General features: G+C 67.7%; 23 protein-coding genes. 5 read left to right on the plus strand and 18 right to left on the minus strand.

What is annotated here, in order from left to right:
- Positions 1 to 21 precede the first annotated feature (21 nt).
- Positions 22 to 567, minus strand: coding sequence for a DNA-3-methyladenine glycosylase I (locus AC5P8D_RS07100; protein WP_043398320.1), 546 nt, complete (start codon positions 565 to 567; stop codon positions 22 to 24).
- Positions 564 to 2351, minus strand: a complete 1788-nt coding sequence (locus tag AC5P8D_RS07105; protein ID WP_235651984.1) for a DUF4153 domain-containing protein — start codon at positions 2349 to 2351, stop codon at positions 564 to 566. Before AC5P8D_RS07105 ends, AC5P8D_RS07100 begins: the two co-directional genes overlap by 4 nt.
- 91 nt (positions 2352 to 2442) lie before the next feature.
- Between AC5P8D_RS07105 and AC5P8D_RS07110 the strand changes: the two genes are divergently transcribed.
- From AC5P8D_RS07110 to AC5P8D_RS07125, 4 genes are all read left to right on the plus strand, one after another.
- Positions 2443 to 3009: a YqgE/AlgH family protein gene (locus AC5P8D_RS07110; protein WP_005408377.1), complete on the plus strand. Its 567-nt coding sequence runs from the start codon at positions 2443 to 2445 to the stop codon at positions 3007 to 3009.
- On the plus strand, positions 3002 to 3496 hold the full coding sequence (ruvX, locus tag AC5P8D_RS07115; RefSeq protein WP_312384445.1) for a Holliday junction resolvase RuvX: 495 nt from the start codon (positions 3002 to 3004) through the stop codon (positions 3494 to 3496). Before AC5P8D_RS07110 ends, ruvX begins: the two co-directional genes overlap by 8 nt.
- Before the next feature lie 15 nt (positions 3497 to 3511).
- The gene (locus tag AC5P8D_RS07120; RefSeq protein WP_010483671.1) at positions 3512 to 4462 is read left to right on the plus strand and encodes an aspartate carbamoyltransferase catalytic subunit; all 951 of its coding nucleotides are present in this window, start codon (positions 3512 to 3514) and stop codon (positions 4460 to 4462) included.
- Between the two features lie 203 nt (positions 4463 to 4665).
- Positions 4666 to 5154 carry an REP-associated tyrosine transposase gene (locus AC5P8D_RS07125; protein WP_495203210.1) on the plus strand — a complete coding sequence of 163 codons (489 nt, stop codon included), beginning with the start codon at positions 4666 to 4668 and terminating at the stop codon, positions 5152 to 5154.
- A 102-nt stretch (positions 5155 to 5256) separates the two neighbouring features.
- Here AC5P8D_RS07125 and AC5P8D_RS07130 read toward each other — a convergent pair whose 3' ends face one another.
- The 16 genes from AC5P8D_RS07130 to AC5P8D_RS07205 all read right to left on the minus strand — a co-directional run bounded on the left by AC5P8D_RS07130 (position 5257) and on the right by AC5P8D_RS07205 (position 18595).
- Positions 5257 to 6054 carry a carboxylesterase family protein gene (locus AC5P8D_RS07130; protein ID WP_495203211.1) on the minus strand — a complete coding sequence of 266 codons (798 nt, stop codon included), beginning with the start codon at positions 6052 to 6054 and terminating at the stop codon, positions 5257 to 5259.
- A 71-nt stretch (positions 6055 to 6125) separates the two neighbouring features.
- Entirely contained in the window at positions 6126 to 6392 is a 267-nt protein-coding gene (locus AC5P8D_RS07135) for a hypothetical protein (RefSeq protein WP_010483664.1), read from the minus strand.
- Between the two features lie 59 nt (positions 6393 to 6451).
- Positions 6452 to 7813, minus strand: coding sequence for a magnesium transporter (gene mgtE / locus AC5P8D_RS07140; protein ID WP_010483662.1), 1362 nt, complete (start codon positions 7811 to 7813; stop codon positions 6452 to 6454).
- 203 nt (positions 7814 to 8016) lie between these two features.
- The gene (gene ptsP, locus AC5P8D_RS07145; protein WP_010483659.1) at positions 8017 to 9786 is read right to left on the minus strand and encodes a phosphoenolpyruvate--protein phosphotransferase; all 1770 of its coding nucleotides are present in this window, start codon (positions 9784 to 9786) and stop codon (positions 8017 to 8019) included.
- 2 nt (positions 9787 to 9788) lie between these two features.
- Positions 9789 to 10058 carry an HPr family phosphocarrier protein gene (locus tag AC5P8D_RS07150; RefSeq protein ID WP_005408385.1) on the minus strand — a complete coding sequence of 90 codons (270 nt, stop codon included), beginning with the start codon at positions 10056 to 10058 and terminating at the stop codon, positions 9789 to 9791.
- Positions 10051 to 10443, minus strand: a complete 393-nt coding sequence (locus AC5P8D_RS07155) for a PTS sugar transporter subunit IIA (protein ID WP_010483657.1) — start codon at positions 10441 to 10443, stop codon at positions 10051 to 10053. Before AC5P8D_RS07155 ends, AC5P8D_RS07150 begins: the two co-directional genes overlap by 8 nt.
- Positions 10444 to 10857: 414 nt before the next feature.
- Positions 10858 to 11742, minus strand: coding sequence for an RNase adapter RapZ (rapZ, locus tag AC5P8D_RS07160; protein ID WP_010483655.1), 885 nt, complete (start codon positions 11740 to 11742; stop codon positions 10858 to 10860).
- A gap of 27 nt (positions 11743 to 11769) precedes the next feature.
- Positions 11770 to 12720, minus strand: coding sequence for an HPr(Ser) kinase/phosphatase (gene hprK / locus AC5P8D_RS07165; protein ID WP_005408388.1), 951 nt, complete (start codon positions 12718 to 12720; stop codon positions 11770 to 11772).
- Entirely contained in the window at positions 12717 to 13169 is a 453-nt protein-coding gene (locus AC5P8D_RS07170; protein WP_010483653.1) for a PTS sugar transporter subunit IIA, read from the minus strand. Before AC5P8D_RS07170 ends, hprK begins: the two co-directional genes overlap by 4 nt.
- A gap of 21 nt (positions 13170 to 13190) precedes the next feature.
- Positions 13191 to 13508 (minus strand): ribosome hibernation-promoting factor, HPF/YfiA family, encoded by a 318-nt coding sequence (hpf, locus tag AC5P8D_RS07175; protein WP_004147311.1) that lies wholly within the window; start codon positions 13506 to 13508, stop codon positions 13191 to 13193.
- A gap of 58 nt (positions 13509 to 13566) precedes the next feature.
- Positions 13567 to 14991, minus strand: coding sequence for an RNA polymerase factor sigma-54 (locus AC5P8D_RS07180; RefSeq protein WP_010483648.1), 1425 nt, complete (start codon positions 14989 to 14991; stop codon positions 13567 to 13569).
- A 40-nt stretch (positions 14992 to 15031) separates the two neighbouring features.
- A complete protein-coding gene (gene lptB, locus AC5P8D_RS07185) occupies positions 15032 to 15751 on the minus strand; it encodes an LPS export ABC transporter ATP-binding protein (protein WP_010483646.1) in 720 nt (239 codons plus the stop codon).
- Positions 15751 to 16302, minus strand: a complete 552-nt coding sequence (gene lptA / locus AC5P8D_RS07190; RefSeq protein ID WP_049455548.1) for a lipopolysaccharide transport periplasmic protein LptA — start codon at positions 16300 to 16302, stop codon at positions 15751 to 15753. The genes lptB and lptA overlap by 1 nt, the downstream gene beginning before the upstream one ends.
- Before the next feature lie 104 nt (positions 16303 to 16406).
- Complete coding sequence (gene lptC / locus AC5P8D_RS07195; protein ID WP_478411950.1) at positions 16407 to 16982, minus strand: LPS export ABC transporter periplasmic protein LptC; 576 nt, start codon at positions 16980 to 16982, stop codon at positions 16407 to 16409.
- On the minus strand, positions 16979 to 17527 hold the full coding sequence (locus AC5P8D_RS07200; protein ID WP_010483642.1) for a KdsC family phosphatase: 549 nt from the start codon (positions 17525 to 17527) through the stop codon (positions 16979 to 16981). Before AC5P8D_RS07200 ends, lptC begins: the two co-directional genes overlap by 4 nt.
- 66 nt (positions 17528 to 17593) lie before the next feature.
- Entirely contained in the window at positions 17594 to 18595 is a 1002-nt protein-coding gene (locus AC5P8D_RS07205) for a KpsF/GutQ family sugar-phosphate isomerase (RefSeq protein ID WP_010483640.1), read from the minus strand.
- Between the two features lie 54 nt (positions 18596 to 18649).
- Here AC5P8D_RS07205 and AC5P8D_RS07210 point away from each other — a divergent pair, with 54 nt between their 5' ends.
- A complete protein-coding gene (locus AC5P8D_RS07210) occupies positions 18650 to 18880 on the plus strand; it encodes a BolA family protein (RefSeq protein WP_005408396.1) in 231 nt (76 codons plus the stop codon).

Genomic DNA, 18880 nt, shown 5'->3' on the forward strand with positions numbered 1-18880 from the left:
GCCATGCCCGGCGGCCGTCCTTCAACGTACGGCGGCCTGCAGCCACGGCGGCGACAGCGTCAGCAGCCGCGCATGCACCGGGCAATCCTCGGCGTGCGCGCCGGGCAGGTAGCCCAGGCTCATCAGGAATTCGCCGGTGATCTCGCCGCCGGTGAAGCGGAAGGTCTTCTTGAACAGCTTCACCCAGTCGGCCTTGCTGCGCGGGTGATGCGCATCCAGCCACGCCGCGAAGCTGCCATGGCTGGCCCGCAGCTGCTGGATCACCTGCGCGTTGTGGATCGCCGCCAGTACCTTCAGCCGGTTGCGGATGATGCCCGCGTCCGACAGCAGGCGTTCGATGTCCTGCTCGGCATACGCTGCCACGCGGTCCACATCGAAGCCGTCATAGGCCGCGCGGAAACCCTCGCGCTTCTTCAGGATCGTTTCCCAGCTCAGCCCGGCCTGGTTGATCTCCAGTACCAGCCGCTCGAACAGTTCGCGCTCGTCACGCTGCGGGAAGCCGTACTCGTTGGCGTGGTAGTAGTCGTGCACCGGATGGCCCGGGGCGATGAGGCAGTAGCCGCTCATGGGGAAGACTCGTTGGATTCGGGTTCGGGATCGATGGCCAGCGCAGGGCGCCCGCCGATGGACAGCATCGGCCAGCGCGGCGGTTCGAGAGTGAGTTCGCCATCGCGCAGGGCCTGGTTGATCGCCTCGGCCTGGCCGCTGACGGTGCCGAACAGCGAGCCGGCCCGGCGCCACTGGGCATCCCTGCCACGTGCGTACAGCACGCAGTCGGGGCCACGGTGGGTGTACAGCTCGCACAGCAGCACTTCGCCGGTGCCGTCGCCGTCCAGGTCGCGATGCACGATCAGGCAGTCGCGCTCGCTCTGGGCGCAGGATTCACCATTGATCGAACGTGTGGCCAGTGCCTGCCACCAATCCTCCGGTGGCGAGCTGGATCCCTTGGCCAGCTTCAGCGCGCGCTGCAGGGCGACGACGTCCTGCGGCCCCTTGTCGAGGCGCTGTCCGTCGTCCCAGCGTGACGTACGTGCCAGCGCGGCCGCGATCACCTGTGGCGCATTGGCATCGGCGGTGATGGCCGGATCACGCTGCAGCTCGCGCAGCGCCTGCACGCCACGGCGCCCAAGATCGAAGCGCAGCACGTTGACGTCGCTGCTGGTGATTGCCGGCGGGTCCGCGCGCAGCCGCGCCAGCTGGCTGGACAGGGTCAGCCGCACCGGGTCCAGCAGCGGCGAGTTGCCCAGCAATGCCAGTGCCAGCACCGCCCAGCACATCCAGCGGTTGACCGGCTCCAACATCTGCAACCAGCGCCCCTGCCGGCGCAGCACCGCCAGCGCGTAGCCCACGGCATAACCGGCCACGGCCAACGCGACGAGTACTGCCCAGAACCGGTCCACGGTCCAGCCGTACTGCACCACGCGCAGGCCCAGCGCGTACAGTGCCAGCGCCGCGTAGACCGGCAGCGCCAGCAGGCTGGCTTCAACAAGGCGGCGCAGCAGCAGGGGGTAGGGGGCGCTGTCTTCCCCCTGCTGGTAGACCGCATTGGTGAACGTCACCAGCAACAGCGACAGCACCAGCAGCAGGCTGGCCGCCGAACGGGTCTTCCACAAGGGTTCCAGCCCGGTAAGCGGCAGGCTCAGCACGAACAGCACGGCGATGAACGACAGCAGCGGCAGCAGCCCGCGGCAGATCGCGAACAGCACCTGGCGGGTGATCTGGATCGCGCGGTGCTGGGTGCGCCCGATCAGCACGCCGAACCCGGTCAGGCTGCCGGTGGCCAGCGCGATGAACGCGTCCTGCCGGAACAGGTCGCGGAAGAACGTCACCTCCAGCAGCTGGAACAGCGCCGCCCACAGCCACAGCAGCAGCCAGGTCAGCCCGGTGAACAGTGCGGCGAGAGCCAGGGTCAAACCGTTCTGCCAGGCGCGCTCGAACAACTCGGGGTAGCTGGCACGCCAATGCCCGTGCTGCAGCTGGAACTGCCACCAGGGCAGGGCCACGAACACCGCCACGGCCATGCCCAGGGTCAGCGGGAACTGCAGCGCGCCCGATTCCAGTGCGGTCTCGCCATTGAGGTTCCAGCCGATCCAGGCGGCCAGCGCCAGCACCACCGCCGAGCCGAGCGCGGCCTGCAGCCACAGGCGGCGCTGGCCCAGCTCGACCAGGCTCAGCGCCACCGCGCTGGGAATGGCCAGCACCCAGGCGTACCAGCAGTAGCGCCAGCCGATATCGCGGAAGGGCCAAGCATCGGACAGCTCCTGCGCGGCGTACAGCATCAGGCCCTGCAGCAGGGCGATCAGGACGATGGCGCTGCGTGCCGGCAGGCTCAGGGGCGAAGAGGGCTGCATCGATGACCTTCCATGGCAAAGCACCATCCTAGCCCATCGCTGCACGCGCCCATCGCGCGACCATATCGGCCCCAGCAGGTAGAATGGGGCCATGCCTGTAACGCCGACCTCCCTTGCCGATCACCTGCTCGTCGCGCTGCCGTCGCTGCTCGACGCGACCTTTGCCCGCAGCGTCGCGCTGATCTGCCAGCACGACGAGAACGGGGCGATGGGCGTGCTGGTCAACCAGCCTTCCGAGTACACGCTGGGTGAAGTGCTTGCACAGATGGACATCACCACCGGTGATGGCGACCTGCAGGCGCGCATGGTGCTCAACGGCGGCCCGGTGCATCCGGAGCGCGGCTTCGTCATCCATGACGACGCGCGGGCGTGGGATTCCAGCCTGACCGTGGGCGACGGCCTGTACCTGACCACCTCGCGCGACATCCTCGAAGCGATGGCGCGCGGCGAAGGCCCGGCCAATGCCGTGGTCACCCTTGGCTGTGCCGGTTGGGGCGCAGGGCAGCTGGAAAGCGAGCTGTCCGAGAACAGCTGGCTGACGGTGCCGGCCGATGCCGAACTGGTGTTCCAGCTGCCGCTGGAGCAGCGCTGGCAGGGGGCGGCCTCGCGTATCGGCGTGGACCTGTTCCGGCTGACGGATTACAGCGGCCATGTCTGAGCCGGTCGCGCCCGCACCGGTTCCTGCTGTCCCGGCGATCCGCCGTGATGGCACCGTTCTGGGTTTCGATGTCGGCTCGCGACGGATCGGCGTGGCTATCGGCAGTGCCTTCGCCGCGCATGCGCGCGCGGTGGCCGTGGTCGATGTGCACGGCAACGGCCCGGACTGGACCGCGATCGAGCGCCTGCTCAAGGAATGGAAGCCCGATGGCCTGGTGGTCGGCGACCCGCTGACCCTGGACGGCCAGGACCAGCCCAACCGCAAGCGTGCGCAGGGCTTCGCCCGCCAGCTGCGGGAACGTTTCAAACTGCCGGTGGTGATGATCGACGAGCGTTCCAGCTCGGTCGAGGCCGCCCGCCGCTTCGCCGTCGAGCGCGCCGAAGGGCGCAAGCGCCGCCGTGATGCGGCCGCCCTCGATGCCGTGGCCGCGGCGGTGATCATCGACCGCTGGCTGTCGTCCCCCGACGACGCCACCCCCATTCCCTGACTGCCCGACACCGCCATGACCGCCCAGCAAATCGATGCCTCCGGACGCCTGCGCCACCTGCTGACCCTGGAGGGCCTGCCGCGCGAGACCCTGCTGCAGCTGCTCGATCGGGCAGGGCAGATCCGCGATGCCGCAGTCGGCCGCGTCGGCAACAAGCGCCACGTATTGGCCGGTTCGGCGGTGTGCACGCTGTTCTTCGAACCGTCCACGCGCACCCGCAGCTCGTTCCAGCTGGCCGCACAGCGGCTGGGCGCCGACGTACTGAATTTTGATGCCTCGACCTCGTCCACGCGCAAGGGCGAAACCGCCTGCGACACGCTGCGCAACCTGGAAGCGATGGGCGTGCGCGGTTTCGTGGTGCGCCACCCGGATGATGGCGCCGTGGCCGCACTGGCCGACGCTGCGGGCGAGGGCACCGCACTGATCAACGCCGGCGACGGCCGCAGTTCGCACCCGACCCAGGGCCTGCTGGACATGCTGACCCTGCGCCAGGCCAAGGGCCCGGATTTCTCGAAGCTGAAGGTAGTGATCGTCGGCGACGTGAAGCACTCGCGCGTGGCCCGCACCGACCTGCATGCGCTGCGCACGCTGGGCGTGGGCGAGATCCGCGTCTGCGGCCCGCAGTCGCTGCTGCCGGACGACGAGACCCTGAAGGGCTGCGTGGTCGGCGATGATTTCGACGCGATGCTGGAAGGCGTCGACGCGCTGATGATGCTGCGCCTGCAGCGCGAGCGCATGGAAGAAGGCCTGGTGCCGTCGCTGGAGCAGTATCACACGCAGTACGGCCTGACCACCGAGCGCCTGGCCCGCGCCGGCAAGGATGCGGCGGTGCTGCACCCGGGCCCGATCAACCGCGGCGTGGAAGTGACCGACGAGGTGGCCGATGGCCCGCAGTCGTGGGTGCTGCGCCAGGTCGCCAACGGCGTCGCCGTGCGCATGGCCGTGCTGGAAACCCTGCTGGGCTGATCCCCGCTTGGTAGGTGTCAACCTAGGTTGGCACCCACTGCTTTGGTAGATGCCAACCTTGGTTGGTACTGCTGCTGTGGTAGGCGCCAACCTTGGTTGGCGCTGTTGTTCTGGTGGGTGCCAACCTTGGTTGGCACTGCCCTACCCGGGCGAAGGTGATTTCCCGATATTCAGGGAACATGCGCCCGTCCATGCTCTTCTGCATGAACAGCGCCCGCCTCCTGCTGGGCCGTCACTCCACTATTGGCCAGAGCTACATCCTCACAACGAACGTGCATGGCCGGGCGGCACTGTTCGCCAACGACGCCGTTGCGGATACCGCCATGCAGGAGTTCCGGCGTCTGGATCTGGAAGGTCTGACCCATTCGATTGCCTACGTGGTCATGCCGGATCACATCCACTGGTTGATGCAACTGCGCGCGGCATCGCTCGACGTTGTCATGAAGCGCTTCAAGTCGCGTACGGCCGTGCACGCAAACAGGGTACTGGGCAGGATGGGGCGCTTCTGGCAGTCCTGCTATCACGATCATGCAGTCCGCTCTGATGAATCGCTGTTCCGGCACGCGATGTATGTGATGGCGAATCCGATCAGGGTGGGGCTGGCAACGCAGCTTGGCCAGTACCCGCATGCGTGGTGTCAGTGGGAACTCGAAGGTTCTGCCAAGGCGGAGTTCATGGGGGCGGACAGATAGTGCCAACCAAGGTTGGCACCCACCGAAACCAGGATCCAACCAGGATAGACAGCCACTGGAGCCAGGATCCAACCCTGGTGGGCAGCTACCGGAAGCCGCGACTCACCGCTTCTGCGCGAACAGCCATTCCCACATTGCCGGGTCCGCATAGGTGGCATCCCAGGCGTTGTGGTTGCCGTCGGGGTACTCGGTGTAGCGCACGTCGCGTGCGCTGGCGCCCTGGAAGGCGGCGTGCAGCCTGCGGTCGTCGTCCGGCGGCACCACGTCGTCCAGCGCGCCGTGGAAGATCCAGATCGGCGTGTGCCGCAGGCGCTGCGCGATCACGGCATACGGATCGGTTTCCTGGGCGACCTGCTCGACGAACAGGGTCGGGCGCTTCGCGCGTGGTGCAAGTACCGCGCCGCAGACGGGGACGATCGCGGCAAAGCGGCGCGGGTCGTCCAGCGCGATGTTCCAGCTGCCGTAGCCGCCCATCGACATGCCGGTCAGGTACTGCCGTGCCGGGTCGGCGCCGAATTCGGCGATCGTGGCGTCCAGTGCGGCCACTGCCGCACGGTTGTTGCGGCCGCTCCACTCCTCATGGCCCGGTACCTGTGGGAACACCACCAGGGCGGGGAAGTCGGGATGCTCGCGCAGGTAAGGCCCCAGCCCGGCGTAGGTCTGCTTGACGCCATCGGCACCGCGCTCGCCGGAGCCGTGCAGGAACAGGATGACCGGGAGGTGGGTGGGAGCGGCGGCCTGCACGCCGGCCGGAATGAACACCTGATAGTAGGCGGTCTCCCCCTCCACCTTCACCGCACGTGCTTCGAAGCGACCACGCGCGCTGTCCGGCAGCGAAGTGCAACCGCTCATCATCAGAAGGGCCAGCAGCGGCAGCCAGCGCGACATCGAACGGACCATGGGGATTCCCGAGGCGGCAGGTATGACCGCATCGTAGTCCGCCACACGTCAATGCGGCATCGTGCGCCGCGTCACTGCGGGCGCGGGAAACTGGCGATGATGTCCAACTGCTCCTGTGCCTCGGCGTTGCCTTCGGCGGCAGCTGCCTGCACCTGTGCCATGTCCGGATGCAGCACCACCAGCAGCGGGTTCTCGCAGACCGGGCAGTCGTACTCGGTGGCGTCCTCGTCCAGCTCCATCTCCATGGCACGCGAGCTGCCCTTCCATTCGCAGGCCGGGCAGGTGTGCTGCTGGTCGCGCCAGCCGGGCTGGAAATAGTTTTCGATCGTTGTTGCCATGGGTGTTCCAGTTGGGTGGGGTCAGCGCCCCGCGTGGCGGGGGCCGATCCTCGATGCGGTCAGTGCAGCAGCACCAGCGTGGCCAGGCCGAGGAAAGTGAAGAAGCCCATCGAGTCGGTCACGGCGGTCAGGAAGATGCCACTGGCCAGCGCCGGATCGAAGCCGAAGCGCTTCAGTGTGAGCGGCACCAGCACGCCGGCCAGCGCTGCGAACAGCAGGTTGCAGGTCAGCGCGATGGCGATCACCGCAGACAGACCGGGTGAATGGAACCAGGCCAATACGATCAGGCCCAGCACCGAGCCGAGCATCACGCCGTTCAACAGCGCAACCCGGACCTCCTTCCACAACAGGGTGCGCGCGTTGGAGGCGCCCACCTGGCCCAGCGCCAGGCCGCGCACCATCAGCGCCAGCACCTGGGTACCGGCGTTGCCACCGAGGCCGGCAACGATCGGCATCAGCACCGCCAGCGCCACCAGCTTGTCGATGGTGCCCTCGAAGTGGCCGACCACGCTGGAGGCCAGGAACGCCGTGCACAGGTTGACCGACAGCCACATCAAGCGGCGGCGCATGGCGCGCCAGACCGGGCTGAACAGATCTTCGTCCTCGTCCAGGCCGGCGGCGCCCAGCGCCTGGTGCTCGGCCTGTCCACGGATGATGTCGACCACGTCATCGATGGTGATGCGGCCGACCAGGATGTTGTTGTCGTCCACCACCGGCGCGGAGATCCAGTCATGGTCGGAGAACTGGCGGGCGACCTCCTGGTCGCTTTCGCCGACATCGATCGCCGGCTGCTCGTCGTCGATCAGGCGGTTGATCGGGGTGGTGTCCTCGTGGGTCACCAGTGCCGCCAGCGACACCCGGCCGAGGTATTGATGGCGCCGGCTGACCACGAACAGGTGGTCGGTGTGGTCGGGCAGTTCGCCTCGCAGGCGCAGGTAGCGCAGCACCACGTCGACGTTGACGTCGGCGCGCACGGTCACCACGTCCGGGTTCATCAGGCGCCCGGCACTGTCCTCGGGGTAGGACAGCACCTGCTCCAGGCGCTCGCGGTTCTCGCGGTCCATCGACTTGAGGACTTCGTCGATGACCGTGTCCGGCAGGTCTTCGACCAGGTCGGCCAGGTCGTCGATGTCCAGGTCTTCGACCGCGGCGATGATTTCGTCCGGGTCCATGTCCGCGAGCAGGCTCTCGCGCACGTCGTCGCCGACGTGGACCAGCACCTCGCCGTCATCTTCCGGATCGACCAGGCCCCACACCACCTCGCGCTTGCCCGGCGGCAACGATTCGAGCAGGTTGCCGATCTCGGCCGGGGCCAGGGTGTTGACCAGGCGGCGCACCGGGCCCAGCCGACCGCTGTCCAGTGCGTCGGACAGCATCCGCAGTTGGCGTGCAGTCTTGTCGTGGCGTACAGCTTCAGCCATCGCAGCTCCCGCGGGATAAGAAAAGCCGCGATCCCGGCAAGGATGCGGCAACAGGGGTGTTCAGCGCGTCATTATCGCAAGGGGATGTTTCAACGCATAGCCGCCACGCATGGCGGCCGATGGTAGTGCCGGCCGCTGGCCGGCAACCTCACGGACCTCGATGGCGGCGATTGCCGGCCAGCGGCCGGCACTGCCCTTGGCGCTCAGGCCGTTTCGGCCACCAGCGCCAGCCAGCGCTCGATGGCGCGGCGGTCGCGTGCGGCCAGCAGCTTCGGTGCGCGCGCACGCAGCGTGGCCAGGTCGGCCTCGCGGATCGCGCGGCGCACCTCCAGCAGTGTGCCGGGGTGCAGGCTGAACTCGCTCAGGCCCAGCGCCAGCAGCAGCGGCGTCATCCGCGCATCACCGGCCATCTCACCGCAGACCGCCACCGGGATGCGATGCCGCGCACCGGTCTCGATCACCATCTGCAGCAGCCGCAGCACGGCCGGATGCAGTGGCGAATACAGCTCGCCCAGTGCCTCGTTGTTGCGGTCGGCGGCCAGCAGGTACTGCACCAGGTCGTTGGTGCCGATCGACAGGAAGTCGACCAGGTCGATGAAGCTCTCCAGTGCCAACGCCGCAGCGGGCACCTCGATCATCGCCCCCAGTGGCACATGGTCGGACACCATGTGACCTTCGCCACGCAGCTGTTCGGTCAGCTTGAGCATGCGCCGGCGCACCGCCAGCAGTTCCTCGCGGGTGCTGACCATCGGCACCAGCACGCGCAGCTTGCCGTAGGCCGAGGCCCGCAGGATCGCGCGCAGCTGGGTGTCGGCCACCTTCGGCCGTGCCAGCGACAGGCGCACGCCGCGCAGTCCCAAGGCCGGGTTCTCTTCATTGCTCAGGGTCAGGCCGGTACGGTCGGCCTTGTCCGCGCCCAGATCGAGCGTGCGGATGGTGACCGGTCGCCCGCTCATGCCCAATGCGGCATCGCGGTAGGTCTGGAACTGTTCTTCTTCGTCCGGCAGCTCGTTGCGCTGCAGGAACAGGAATTCGGTGCGGTACAGGCCCAGTCCCTGCGCGCCCAGCGCATGTGCCTGGGTGACGTCCTCCAGCGATTCGGCATTGGCCAGCAGCGCGATGTCGACCTGGTCGCGGGTACGGCTGGGCTTGCTGCGCAGGCGGCCGAGCTCGCGCTGCTCGCGCGCATGCTCTTTCAGGCGCGCGCGGTAGTCGCGCAGGTTGTCGGCCTGCGGGTTGGCGGTGATGCTGCCGTCGGCGCCATCGATGATCAGCACGTCGCCATCGGCGATGCGGCTGAGCAGCTGCGGCACGTTGACGATCAGGGGCAGGTGCAGGCTGCGCGCCAGGATGGCGCTGTGCGACAGCGCGCTGCCGGCGGCGGTGACGATGCCGACCACGCCCTGCGCCTGCAGCTGCGCCAGCTCGGACGGGGCGATGTTGTCGCAGACCAGGATCTCCCCGGCCAGGCCCTTCATCACCGGCGGCCGTTCGGGCTGCAGGAAGGCGTGGATGCGGCCGATCACATGGTCCAGGTCGTCCATGCGGCTCTTCAGATAGGCATCGTCCATGCCATCGAAGACCTTGGCCAGGCGGTCACGCTGCAGGCGCAGTGCATAGCCGGCGCTGTAGGGGCCGCTGCGGATCAGTTCGTCCAGCCCGAACAACAGCTCGGGATCGTCCAGCAGCAGGGCATGCAGGTCGAGGAACTCGCCCACTTCCTGGTTCAAGGCGCCATGCAGGCGCTGGCGCAGCTCGTGCATTTCCGTGCGCGCGGCATCCACCGCCCGGTGCAGGCGGGCCAGTTCGGCCTCGATCTGATGGGCGGCGATGCGCTGCTCGGCCACTTCCAGCGCATGCGGCAGGCGCACCCGTGCCCGGCCCATCGCCGCGCCACGGGCAGCACCGTGCCCGGCCAGCAGCTGTACCGGCCGCTGGCTGGAAGGGACCTGGGCGGCACGCGCGCGTGGCACGCTCAGCTGTCCTCGTCGAAGCGGCGTTCGAACAGGCCGACCACCGCTTCCATCGCGGCGGCTTCGTCCTCGCCGTTGATGCGCACCGTGACCGGGGTGCCCTGGCCGGCGGCCAGCAGCATCACGCCCATGATGCTCTTGGCGTTGATCTCACGGCCCTTGGCGGCCATGGTCACGTTGCAGCGGAACGGCGCCAGGGTCTGCACCAGCTTGGCGGTGGCCCGGGCATGCAGGCCCAGGCGGTTGCTCACGGTGAGTTCTCGTTCAAGCATCGTCGACTATCGCTCCATTACGGGTACCCGCCGCGGCTGTGGCGGGCAGTTGATCCAGTCCCTGTTCCGGATAATTCATCACCCGCAGCAACATCGGCAGGCTCAGCGCCGACACCCGGCGAACCGGGGTCCCCAGACGGGCCAGCTGCCCGGCAAGGTTGGCGGGGCTGGCGCCGTACAGGTCGGTCAGGATCAGCACACCTTCACCGCCATCGACCCGCCGCAGAGCGGCCGAGGCAAGCGGGAGAAGAGCATCCAGGTCTGCGTCGAACGGTACTTCGAAAGCTTCGGTTTTCAGCGGCAACTGCCGCAGGAGCCGGGTCGCCACGTCAAGCAGGGCGGTGCCGACCCCGGGATGTGTTACGAGGAGAATGCCACAGGTCATTACTGCACGTTAACAGGTCAAGGTGAATTGGCGATAGCAGCAGGAGAGGGGCACTGTGTCCCGTATTCAGTGTTGCCAGGGTCAGAGCCCTTTTCCCCTGGAAAAGGGATCCGACCCCATGCGTTTTTCTATGCCTGACCGAGATTCATCCACGCATGGCGTGGATCGTGTCGACCAAGGTCGACACCCACCAACAGCACACGGAATCTGTCAGAGGCGGGGCGGTGTGGGTAGGCAGGACCGTTGGCGCCATGGATGGCGCCATCGAGCCCCCAGGGAGGGGTTCACGGCGTGTCCTGCCTGCCCACATCGCCCCGCCATCCCACGGAATGCCGCTTTTGCTTTTGCTGTTGCTGTTGCCGGCCAGCGGCCGGCACTACCGGCGGGTGCCGGGCGCAGCCCGGCCGACCACCCTCAATCCTGTTCGCGGTGGTACGTGGCCACGTCTTCCCAGCCCATCTCGCGGGCATGCCGGGCCAGGCGCTCGGCGAGGAACACCGAACGGTGCTTGCCACCGGTGCAGCCGAACGCCACGGTCACGTAGCTGCGGGTGCCATCCCCCAGCTTCGGCAGCCAGGTATCGAGGAAATCCATCAGTTGGGCCAGGTAGCGCTGCACGTCCGGCTGCGCTTCCAGGTAGTCACGCACGCCAGGCTCACGGCCGCTGAGCGCGCGCAGGTCCGGGTCCCAGTGTGGATTGGGCAGCACCCGCGCGTCGAACACGAAGTCCGCTTCGGCCGGCACGCCGCGCTTGTAGGCAAACGATTCGAACAGCAGCGACAGGCCGGTGGCATGGTCCATCGTGAACTCGGTGATGATCCGCCGCCGCAGCTGATGCACGTTGAGGTTGCTGGTATCGATCACCGCATCGGCCTCGCGGCGCAGCGGTGCGGTCAGCTCGCGCTCGCGGGCGATCGCTTCGGGCAGCGACAGGCCCAGCTGGCTCAGCGGATGGCGACGGCGGGTGTCGGCATAGCGCTTGAGCACCGTTTCATCGCTGGCCTCGAAGAACAGCACCTTCACTTCCACGCCGGCGTCGGTGGCCAGCTGCCGCCAGTCGCCCAGCTGGCTCAGGTCGGCCTGGCCGCGCACGTCGATGCCCACCGCCAGCCGACGCGGCGCGCTGCCGTCGTGGTTGGCCAGCAGGCTGCGCACGAAGTCAGGCAGCAGGTGGATCGGCAGGTTGTCCGAGCAGTAGTAGTCCTGGTCCTCGAAGGTCTTCAGGGCGACGGATTTACCCGAGCCGGACAGGCCGCTGACGATGATCAGGGTCGGGGCGGAGGGGGTTGCGGTGCTCATGGACAGGCTCTTCGAAGGGCAGGGGAATCAGGGCGTTCGCCGTTCCAGCAGGTTGCTGTGGCGGGCGATGAACATCGCCGCCGGGTCGATGCCCTTGGTACGCAGGATATGCAGGCGGGTGGCGGCTTCGGTCAGCACGGCCAGGTTACGGCCAGGCATCACCGGCAGGGTGATCAGCGGAACATCCAGGTCCAGCACATGGCGGGTGCCCGAGTCGCCGGTCAGGCGCTCGTAGCCATGCGGGGTGGGTTCGGTCATCGGCTTGGTCAGGTGGACGATCAGCCGAAGGTACTTGTTCTTCTTTACAGCTGTGTCGCCGAACATCTCGCGCACGTTCAGTACGCCCAGGCCGCGCACTTCCAGCAGGTCCTGCAGCAGCTCGGGGCAGGTGCCGTCGAGTACGTCGGGCGCGATCTGGGTGAATTCGGGGGCATCGTCTGCGACCAAGCGATGGCCACGGCTGAGCAGTTCCAGCGCCAACTCGCTCTTGCCCGATCCAGCCTCGCCGGTGATCAGCACGCCGATCGAGTAGATCTCCATGAACACGCCATGCAGGATCACCCGCGGCGCCAGCGTACGCGCCAGGTGGTAGGACAGGTGGTTGAGCAGTTCGTGGCCGCGCTTGGGCGACAGCCACAGCGGCGTGCCGGATTCATCGGCGGCGGCGCGCAGGTCTTCCGGGCAGGCCTGGTTGCGGGTCAGCACCAGCGCCAGCGGGTGCGACTGCATGATCTTTTCGATGGTCTCCCAGCGCTGGCGCGGTTCCAGCGCATCCAGCCAGGACAGTTCCTCGGTGCCCAGGATCTGCACCTTGTTGGGATAGATGGCGTTGAGGTAGCCGGCCAGCGAGGGGCGCCGCGAGACCGTGTTGCCGGCCTCCAGCTCGCGCTTCTCGCCGGACTTGCCGGCAGCCCAGCGCAGCCCCAGCCGCTCGCGCTGCTGTTCGAACAGTTCACGGGCGGTGATGCTGGTATTCATGCGGCGCTCGCAGGTGGGGTCATGTCCAGCGCCTCGCGCAGGGCCCGGGCATCGCCCGCTTCGCGCAGGGCCTGGCGGATGTCCGGCGCGGAGAACAGCTCGGCCAGCTCGGACAGCAGCATCAGGTGCTGGTGGGTGTAGTGGGCGGGGACGGCCATGGCGAACACCAGGTCCACCGGCTCGTCGCCGCCGAAGTCGACCGGGGTGGCCAACCGCAGCAGGGCGCCGCGGGGGCGGTCCAGGGTTGGCGCGCGGCCGTGGGGAATGGCGATGCCGTGACCGATCACGGTGCTGCCCAGCGCTTCGCGCTGGCACAGGTTCAGATAGATCTGTTCGGCGTTGGCCTGGCGGCAGGCCAGCAACCCGGCGGCGGCCTGCAGGACGCTGTCGCGGTCGGTGGCCGTGCAGAGCTGGGTCTGCACGGCCGCCAGGAGGTCAGTCAGGGGCATGTCTGCGGGGAACGGTGGCGATCAGCCACCATTGTCGCCCACCGGCAGCGGCGCGTGCTGCTGTTTTTTCTCCTTGTGCTTGATCACCAGGCGGTCAAGCTTGTCCGCAAGCAGGTCGATCGCGGCATACATGGTCTGGGCATTGGCCTCGGCGTGCAGGGTCTGGCCGGGAATGTTGAGGCTGGCGTCGACGTGGTGTTCGGTCTTCTGCAGCTTGAGGGTCACCCGCGCTTCGCAGTGCTGGTCGAAGTGTTTGCCGATCCGGGCCAGCTTTTCCTCTACATAGGACTGCAGGGCCGGGGTGACTTCGACATCTTTGCCAAACGTTTCGATGCGCATCGGGTTTCTCCTGTGTTCGGATGTGCCAATGAACCTCTCCGCCGGGCGCGGCGGCGCGTCAAGCGATTCTGACCCTTTCGTGCGAGGCGGAAATGTTCATGGCTTCACGATACTTCGCCACGGTGCGCCGCGCTACTGGAATTCCCGATGATTTGAGCAGGTCAGCCAGCTTGGCGTCAGAAAGCGGCTTGCGCGGGTTCTCGTCGTCGATCAGGCGCCGGATCATCGCCTGGATGGCGGTGCTGGACGCCTCGCCACCGCCCTCGGTATCAATGCCGGAGGCAAAGAAGGCGCGCAGCGGCAGGGTGCCTCGCGGGGTACGCACGTGCTTGCGGGCGATCGCGCGCGAGACCGTGGATTCGTGCAGGCCGAGCTCGGCGGCGATCTCGCGCAGGGTCAGTGGACGCAGCGCCTGCTCACCGAATTCAAGGAAGCCGGCCTGCTGCAGGATCAGGCTGCGCACGACGCGCAGCAGGGTTTCGCCACGCTGCTGCAGCCCTTTCAGCAGCCAGCGCGCTTCCTGCAGCTGGGCACGCAGGTAGCCGGCATCGGCGTCGCCACAGCGTCGGATCAGCTGTTCGTAGCCGCGGTGGATCACCACCTTCGGCCCGGCATGCGCGGCCAGCGCCGCGCGCCACACGCCGTTCTGCCGCCACACCACCACGTCCGGCACCACATAGGTGTCCTGCGACAGCGGTGCGATCTGCGTGCCTGGGCGCGGGTCCAGCGAGCGCAGCAGCGCCACGGCAGTCTCGACCTCGTCCAGCGGCTGCTTCAACTCATGGGCAAGCCCGGCGACGCCGCTGCGCGGCAACCGTTCCAAGGGGCCTGCGGCAATCTGCCGCGCCAGGATCAGGCCGGGCGTGTCGCCGGCCAGCACATCCAGCTGCAGCAGCAGGCATTCGCCCAGCGTGCGTGCAGCCACACCCACCGGATCGAAGCGCTGGATGCGATGCAGCACGGCGAGGATCTCGTCCTCGTCGGCGTGGATCGCCGGCAACAGGGTTTCAGCGATGGTGGCCAGCGGCTCGCGCAGGTACCCGTCGTCGTCCAATGCATCGATCAGTGCCGCGCCGATGCTGCGATCACGCGAGGACAGATGCGACAGATGCAGCTGCCACAGCAGATGGTCGGCCAGTGTTTCGGTTTCGGCTACGCGCTCGGCAGCGCTGCCGTTGTCGTCGTCATCGTCGAAGCTGCCACCGCTGCCGGCCGCGCTCCAGTCCAGTTCGGCCGGCGCCCAATCGTCACCGGCATCGGTGCGTTCTGCGGGGGCATCACTGTCGTTGCCATCGCCGGCTTCGTTGGCGGTACTGCTGCTGTCACTGCTGTCGGCCCAGTCCAGCAGTGGATTGCTTTCCACCGCCTGCGCGATTTCCAGCTCCAGCTCGGTGGTGGACATCTGCAGCAGCTTGATCGCCTGCTGCAACTGGGGCGTGAGCACCAGGTGCTGTCCCAACGATGTCTGCAGCCGAGTCTTCATGCCTGTGCCGAAAGGAAGGAAAGGGACCCGGCGACCGCAGTCACAGCTTGAAGGAATCCCCAAGGTAGACCCGACGCACGTCGGCATTGTCCAGGATCGCCTCCGGCGAACCCTGGGCCAGCACGCTGCCCTCGGCGAGGATATACGCGCGGTCGCAGATACCCAAGGTCTCGCGCACATTGTGGTCGGTGATCAACACGCCGATGCCACGCTGCTTGAGATGGGTGACGATGCGCTGGATCTCGCCGACCGAAATCGGGTCGACACCGGCGAACGGTTCGTCGAGCAGGATCAGGCGCGGCTGCGCGGCCAGTGCGCGGGCGATCTCGCAGCGGCGACGTTCGCCACCGGACAGGCTGGCACCGAGCTGGTCAGCGACGTGGCCCAGCTGCAGTTCGTCGAGCAGGCTGTTCAATTCGCGTTCGCGGCCCTTCGAATCGAGGTCCTCGCGCAGTTCCAGCACCAGGCGGATGTTGTCGGCCACGGTCAGCTTGCGGAACACCGACGGTTCCTGCGGCAGATAGCCCACGCCCTGCTTGGCGCGGGTGTACATCGGGTCACCGGTGATGTCCTTGCCATCGAGCACGATGCTGCCAGCGTCAGCCGCAACCAGGCCGACGATCATGTAGAAGCAGGTGGTCTTGCCGGCGCCGTTGGGGCCGAGCAGGCCGACCACTTCACCGGCGTCGAGGGTCAGCCCGAAGTCCTTGACCACTTCGCGCTGCTTGTACTTCTTGCGCAGGCCCTTGGCGACGAGCATTACTTCCTGCTCCCGGCCGGCTGCGCCGGCGTGGTGGCCCTGGGCTGTGCCGCAGGCGCGGCCGGGGTCTTGTTCTTCGGCGGGATGACGGTGCGCACGCGGCTGCCGTCGCCACCGGAGTTCATCTCGCCGGTGCGGGTGTTGTAGACCATGCGCTGGCCGGCATTGGTGCCGCGGGCGCTGGTGACCTTGTAGTTGCCGGTCAGGGTGATGATCTCGGTCTTGATGTCGTAATCGATGCGATCAGCCAGCGCGTCCATCCAGGTGCCGTCATCGAGCTGCTGCTTCATCTTGGCCTGCTTGCCGGTGAACACCACGCGCACGGCCTCGCCGTCCTTGAGGTAGATCTCGGCCTCGGACGAGCGCAGGTCCAGCGTGCCCTGGGTGATGATCACGCCCTGCGACAGCACGGTCTTGCCGTCGCCGGTGAGCATGCCCGACTGGGCGCCGGAATCGATGTGCATGTCTTCGTTGCGGTCGGTGGACTTGGCGAAGGCGGCGCTGGGGACAAGAAGACCGAGCGCGAGTACGGCGGCAAAGGGAATCTTCATCGGGGTCCGTTCTACCGGTGGAGGCCGCCCGGGCGGGCCGGGGGCGGGCGGATGGGGCTGCCGGCCCTGCGCCTGTCCGGAGACGTCGCAGGCTGGCGGCGGAATCAGTGCTTGGGCGTGTAGCGGCCCTTGGACTGGCTGAGGAAATGATACGTGTTGTTCTTCGAATCCACTTCGAAGCCGACGCCGGACTGTTCCATGCCCGGGCGGGTCATGGTCACCAGGGCGTCGGTGTGGGCGCGGTTTTCCTTCGGGAACACGTCCAGATGATCGGTGCGGAAGGTGGTCGGCACCGTGCCCGGGCCGGCCGGGCTGTCGCCGGCGACATTGCCGCGCAGCTTCATCTCGTCGCCCTTGGCACTGAGCCAGCCGGTCTCGGCACGCAGGGTCCAGTGCTTGCCATCCTTGTCCGGCATCTCGAACAGCGGCGTGGCGATGTTGATGGTCTGGTCACCGCGCTGGCGCTCCAGCAGCGGCGCACGCAGGGTGGTCGATTCCTTGCCCTGCTCATCCAGGGCGACGATCTGGAAGTCATGCAGGACGTAATCCACGCCGACTTCCTGGCCGCCACTGGCCGGGCCCTTGTCACGGTTGCGCAGCGCCGCCCAACTGCTCAGCAGGGCGGCCAGCAGCAGGCCGATGCCGAGCACGGTGCGCCAGTTCAGGGTGGGCAGGTTCATGCGCCGAACCTCGCCAGCACGGCGTCCACATGGCCCTGGGCGGCCAGCAGGATGTCGCACAGCTCACGTGCGGCGCCCAGCCCGCCCTCGGCACGGGTCTGCCAGTGCACGCGCTCGGCGATCCACGGATGGGCGTTGGCCGGGGCCACCGCCAGGCCGACAGCACCCAGTGGCGCCAGGTCGGGCAGGTCATCGCCCATGAACGCCACCTGTTCCAGGCCGATGCCGTGCTGCGCGCACAACGCCTGCACGCTGGCCAGCTTGTCGCCCACGGCGATCTGGGTGTCGATGCCGAGGTCGGCGCCGCGCTTGAGCGCGGACTGGCTGTTGCGCGCGGTGATCAGCACGGGGTGGATACCGTGCTGCTGCAGCAGTTTCAGGCCCAGGCCATCCTGCACGAAGTACGCCTTGCTCTCGTTGCCGTCCTTGTCGTAGTACAGCCGACCGTCGGTGAGGGTGCCGTCCACGTCGAAGCAGGCCAGGCGGATACGGGCCGCGGCGGCATGCAGGTGGGCGGGGAAGGCGGGCAGGGGGGACCAGGGCATCAGGGCGGCAGACTCGTTGGGGGCAGGTGCGGCGTTACAGACTGAATGGGGTTGATGGACTCTCGGTTAAACCACCCGGGCCCGCAACAGGTCATGAATGTTCAGGGCGCCGACCGCGCGGCCCTGGCCATCGACCACGATCAGGCCATTGATTTTCTGGGTTTCCATCTGCCGGGCCGCCTCGACCGCGAGCTGGTCAGCACCGATGGTGCGCGGGTTGCGGGTCATCACATCGGCGATCTTTGCGGTGCGCACGTCCAGCGCGCTGTCCAGCGCACGGCGCAGGTCACCGTCGGTGAACAGGCCGATCAGCACGCCGTCGGCATCGACCACGGCGGTCATGCCCAACCGTTTGCGGCTCATTTCCATCAGCGCTTCGCTGAGGCTGGCGTCGGCGCCCACGCTGGGCAGGTCCTCGCCGGTGTGCATCACGTCGGTGATGTGCAGCAACAGGCGGCGGCCGAGGCTGCCGGCCGGGTGCGAGCGGGCGAAGTCATCGGCGGTGAAGCCGCGTGCGTCGAGCAGGGCCACAGCCAGCGCATCGCCCATCGCCAGCGAGGCGGTGGTACTGGAGGTCGGCGCCAGCGCCAGCGGGCAGGCCTCGGCCGGCACACTCACATCCAGATGGATGTCGGCGGCGGTGGCGAGGCTGGACTGCGGGCGGCCGGTCATGGAAATCAGCACGTTGCCCTGGCGCTTGAGTACCGGCAGCAGCATCAGCACCTCGTCGGACTCGCCCGAATAGGACAGGGCCAGCACCACGTCGTCTTCGGTGATCATGCCCAGGTCGCCGTGGCCGGCTTCACCGGGATGCACGTAGAACGCCGGCGTACCGGTGGACGCCAGGGTGGCGGCGATCTTGCGGGCGATATGCCCGGACTTGCCCATGCCGGTGGCGACCACCCGCCCGTGGCTGGCCAGGATCGCCTGGCAGGCCTGCTGGAAGGCCTCGCCAAGGCGGTCGGCCACGGCATCCAGCGCCTGCCGCTCGATCTCGAAGACGCGGCGGCCGCTGGCGACCAGGCCGGCAGGGTCGACGGAACGGGGGGGCAACAGGGATTCGGCCATGCGGACGCCACGCAGCGGAAGTAGAATGGACGCACATTTTATTAGGAAAGCCCGTTGGACGCCGACACCATCCGCAATCTGATCGAAACCGGCCTGCCTGGCGCCCGCGCCGACGTGCAGGGCGACGATGGCGTGCATTTCGAAGCGACCGTGGTCTGCGAGGCCTTCGCCGGCAAGATGCCGCTGGCCCGCCACCGCATGGTGTATGCCACGCTGGGCGACCTGATGGGGGGCGCGATCCACGCGCTGGCGCTGAAAACCGTGACCCCGGCCGAAGCCGGCTGA

The organism is Stenotrophomonas sp. YJH_SMC_101-4, from assembly GCF_059370395.1.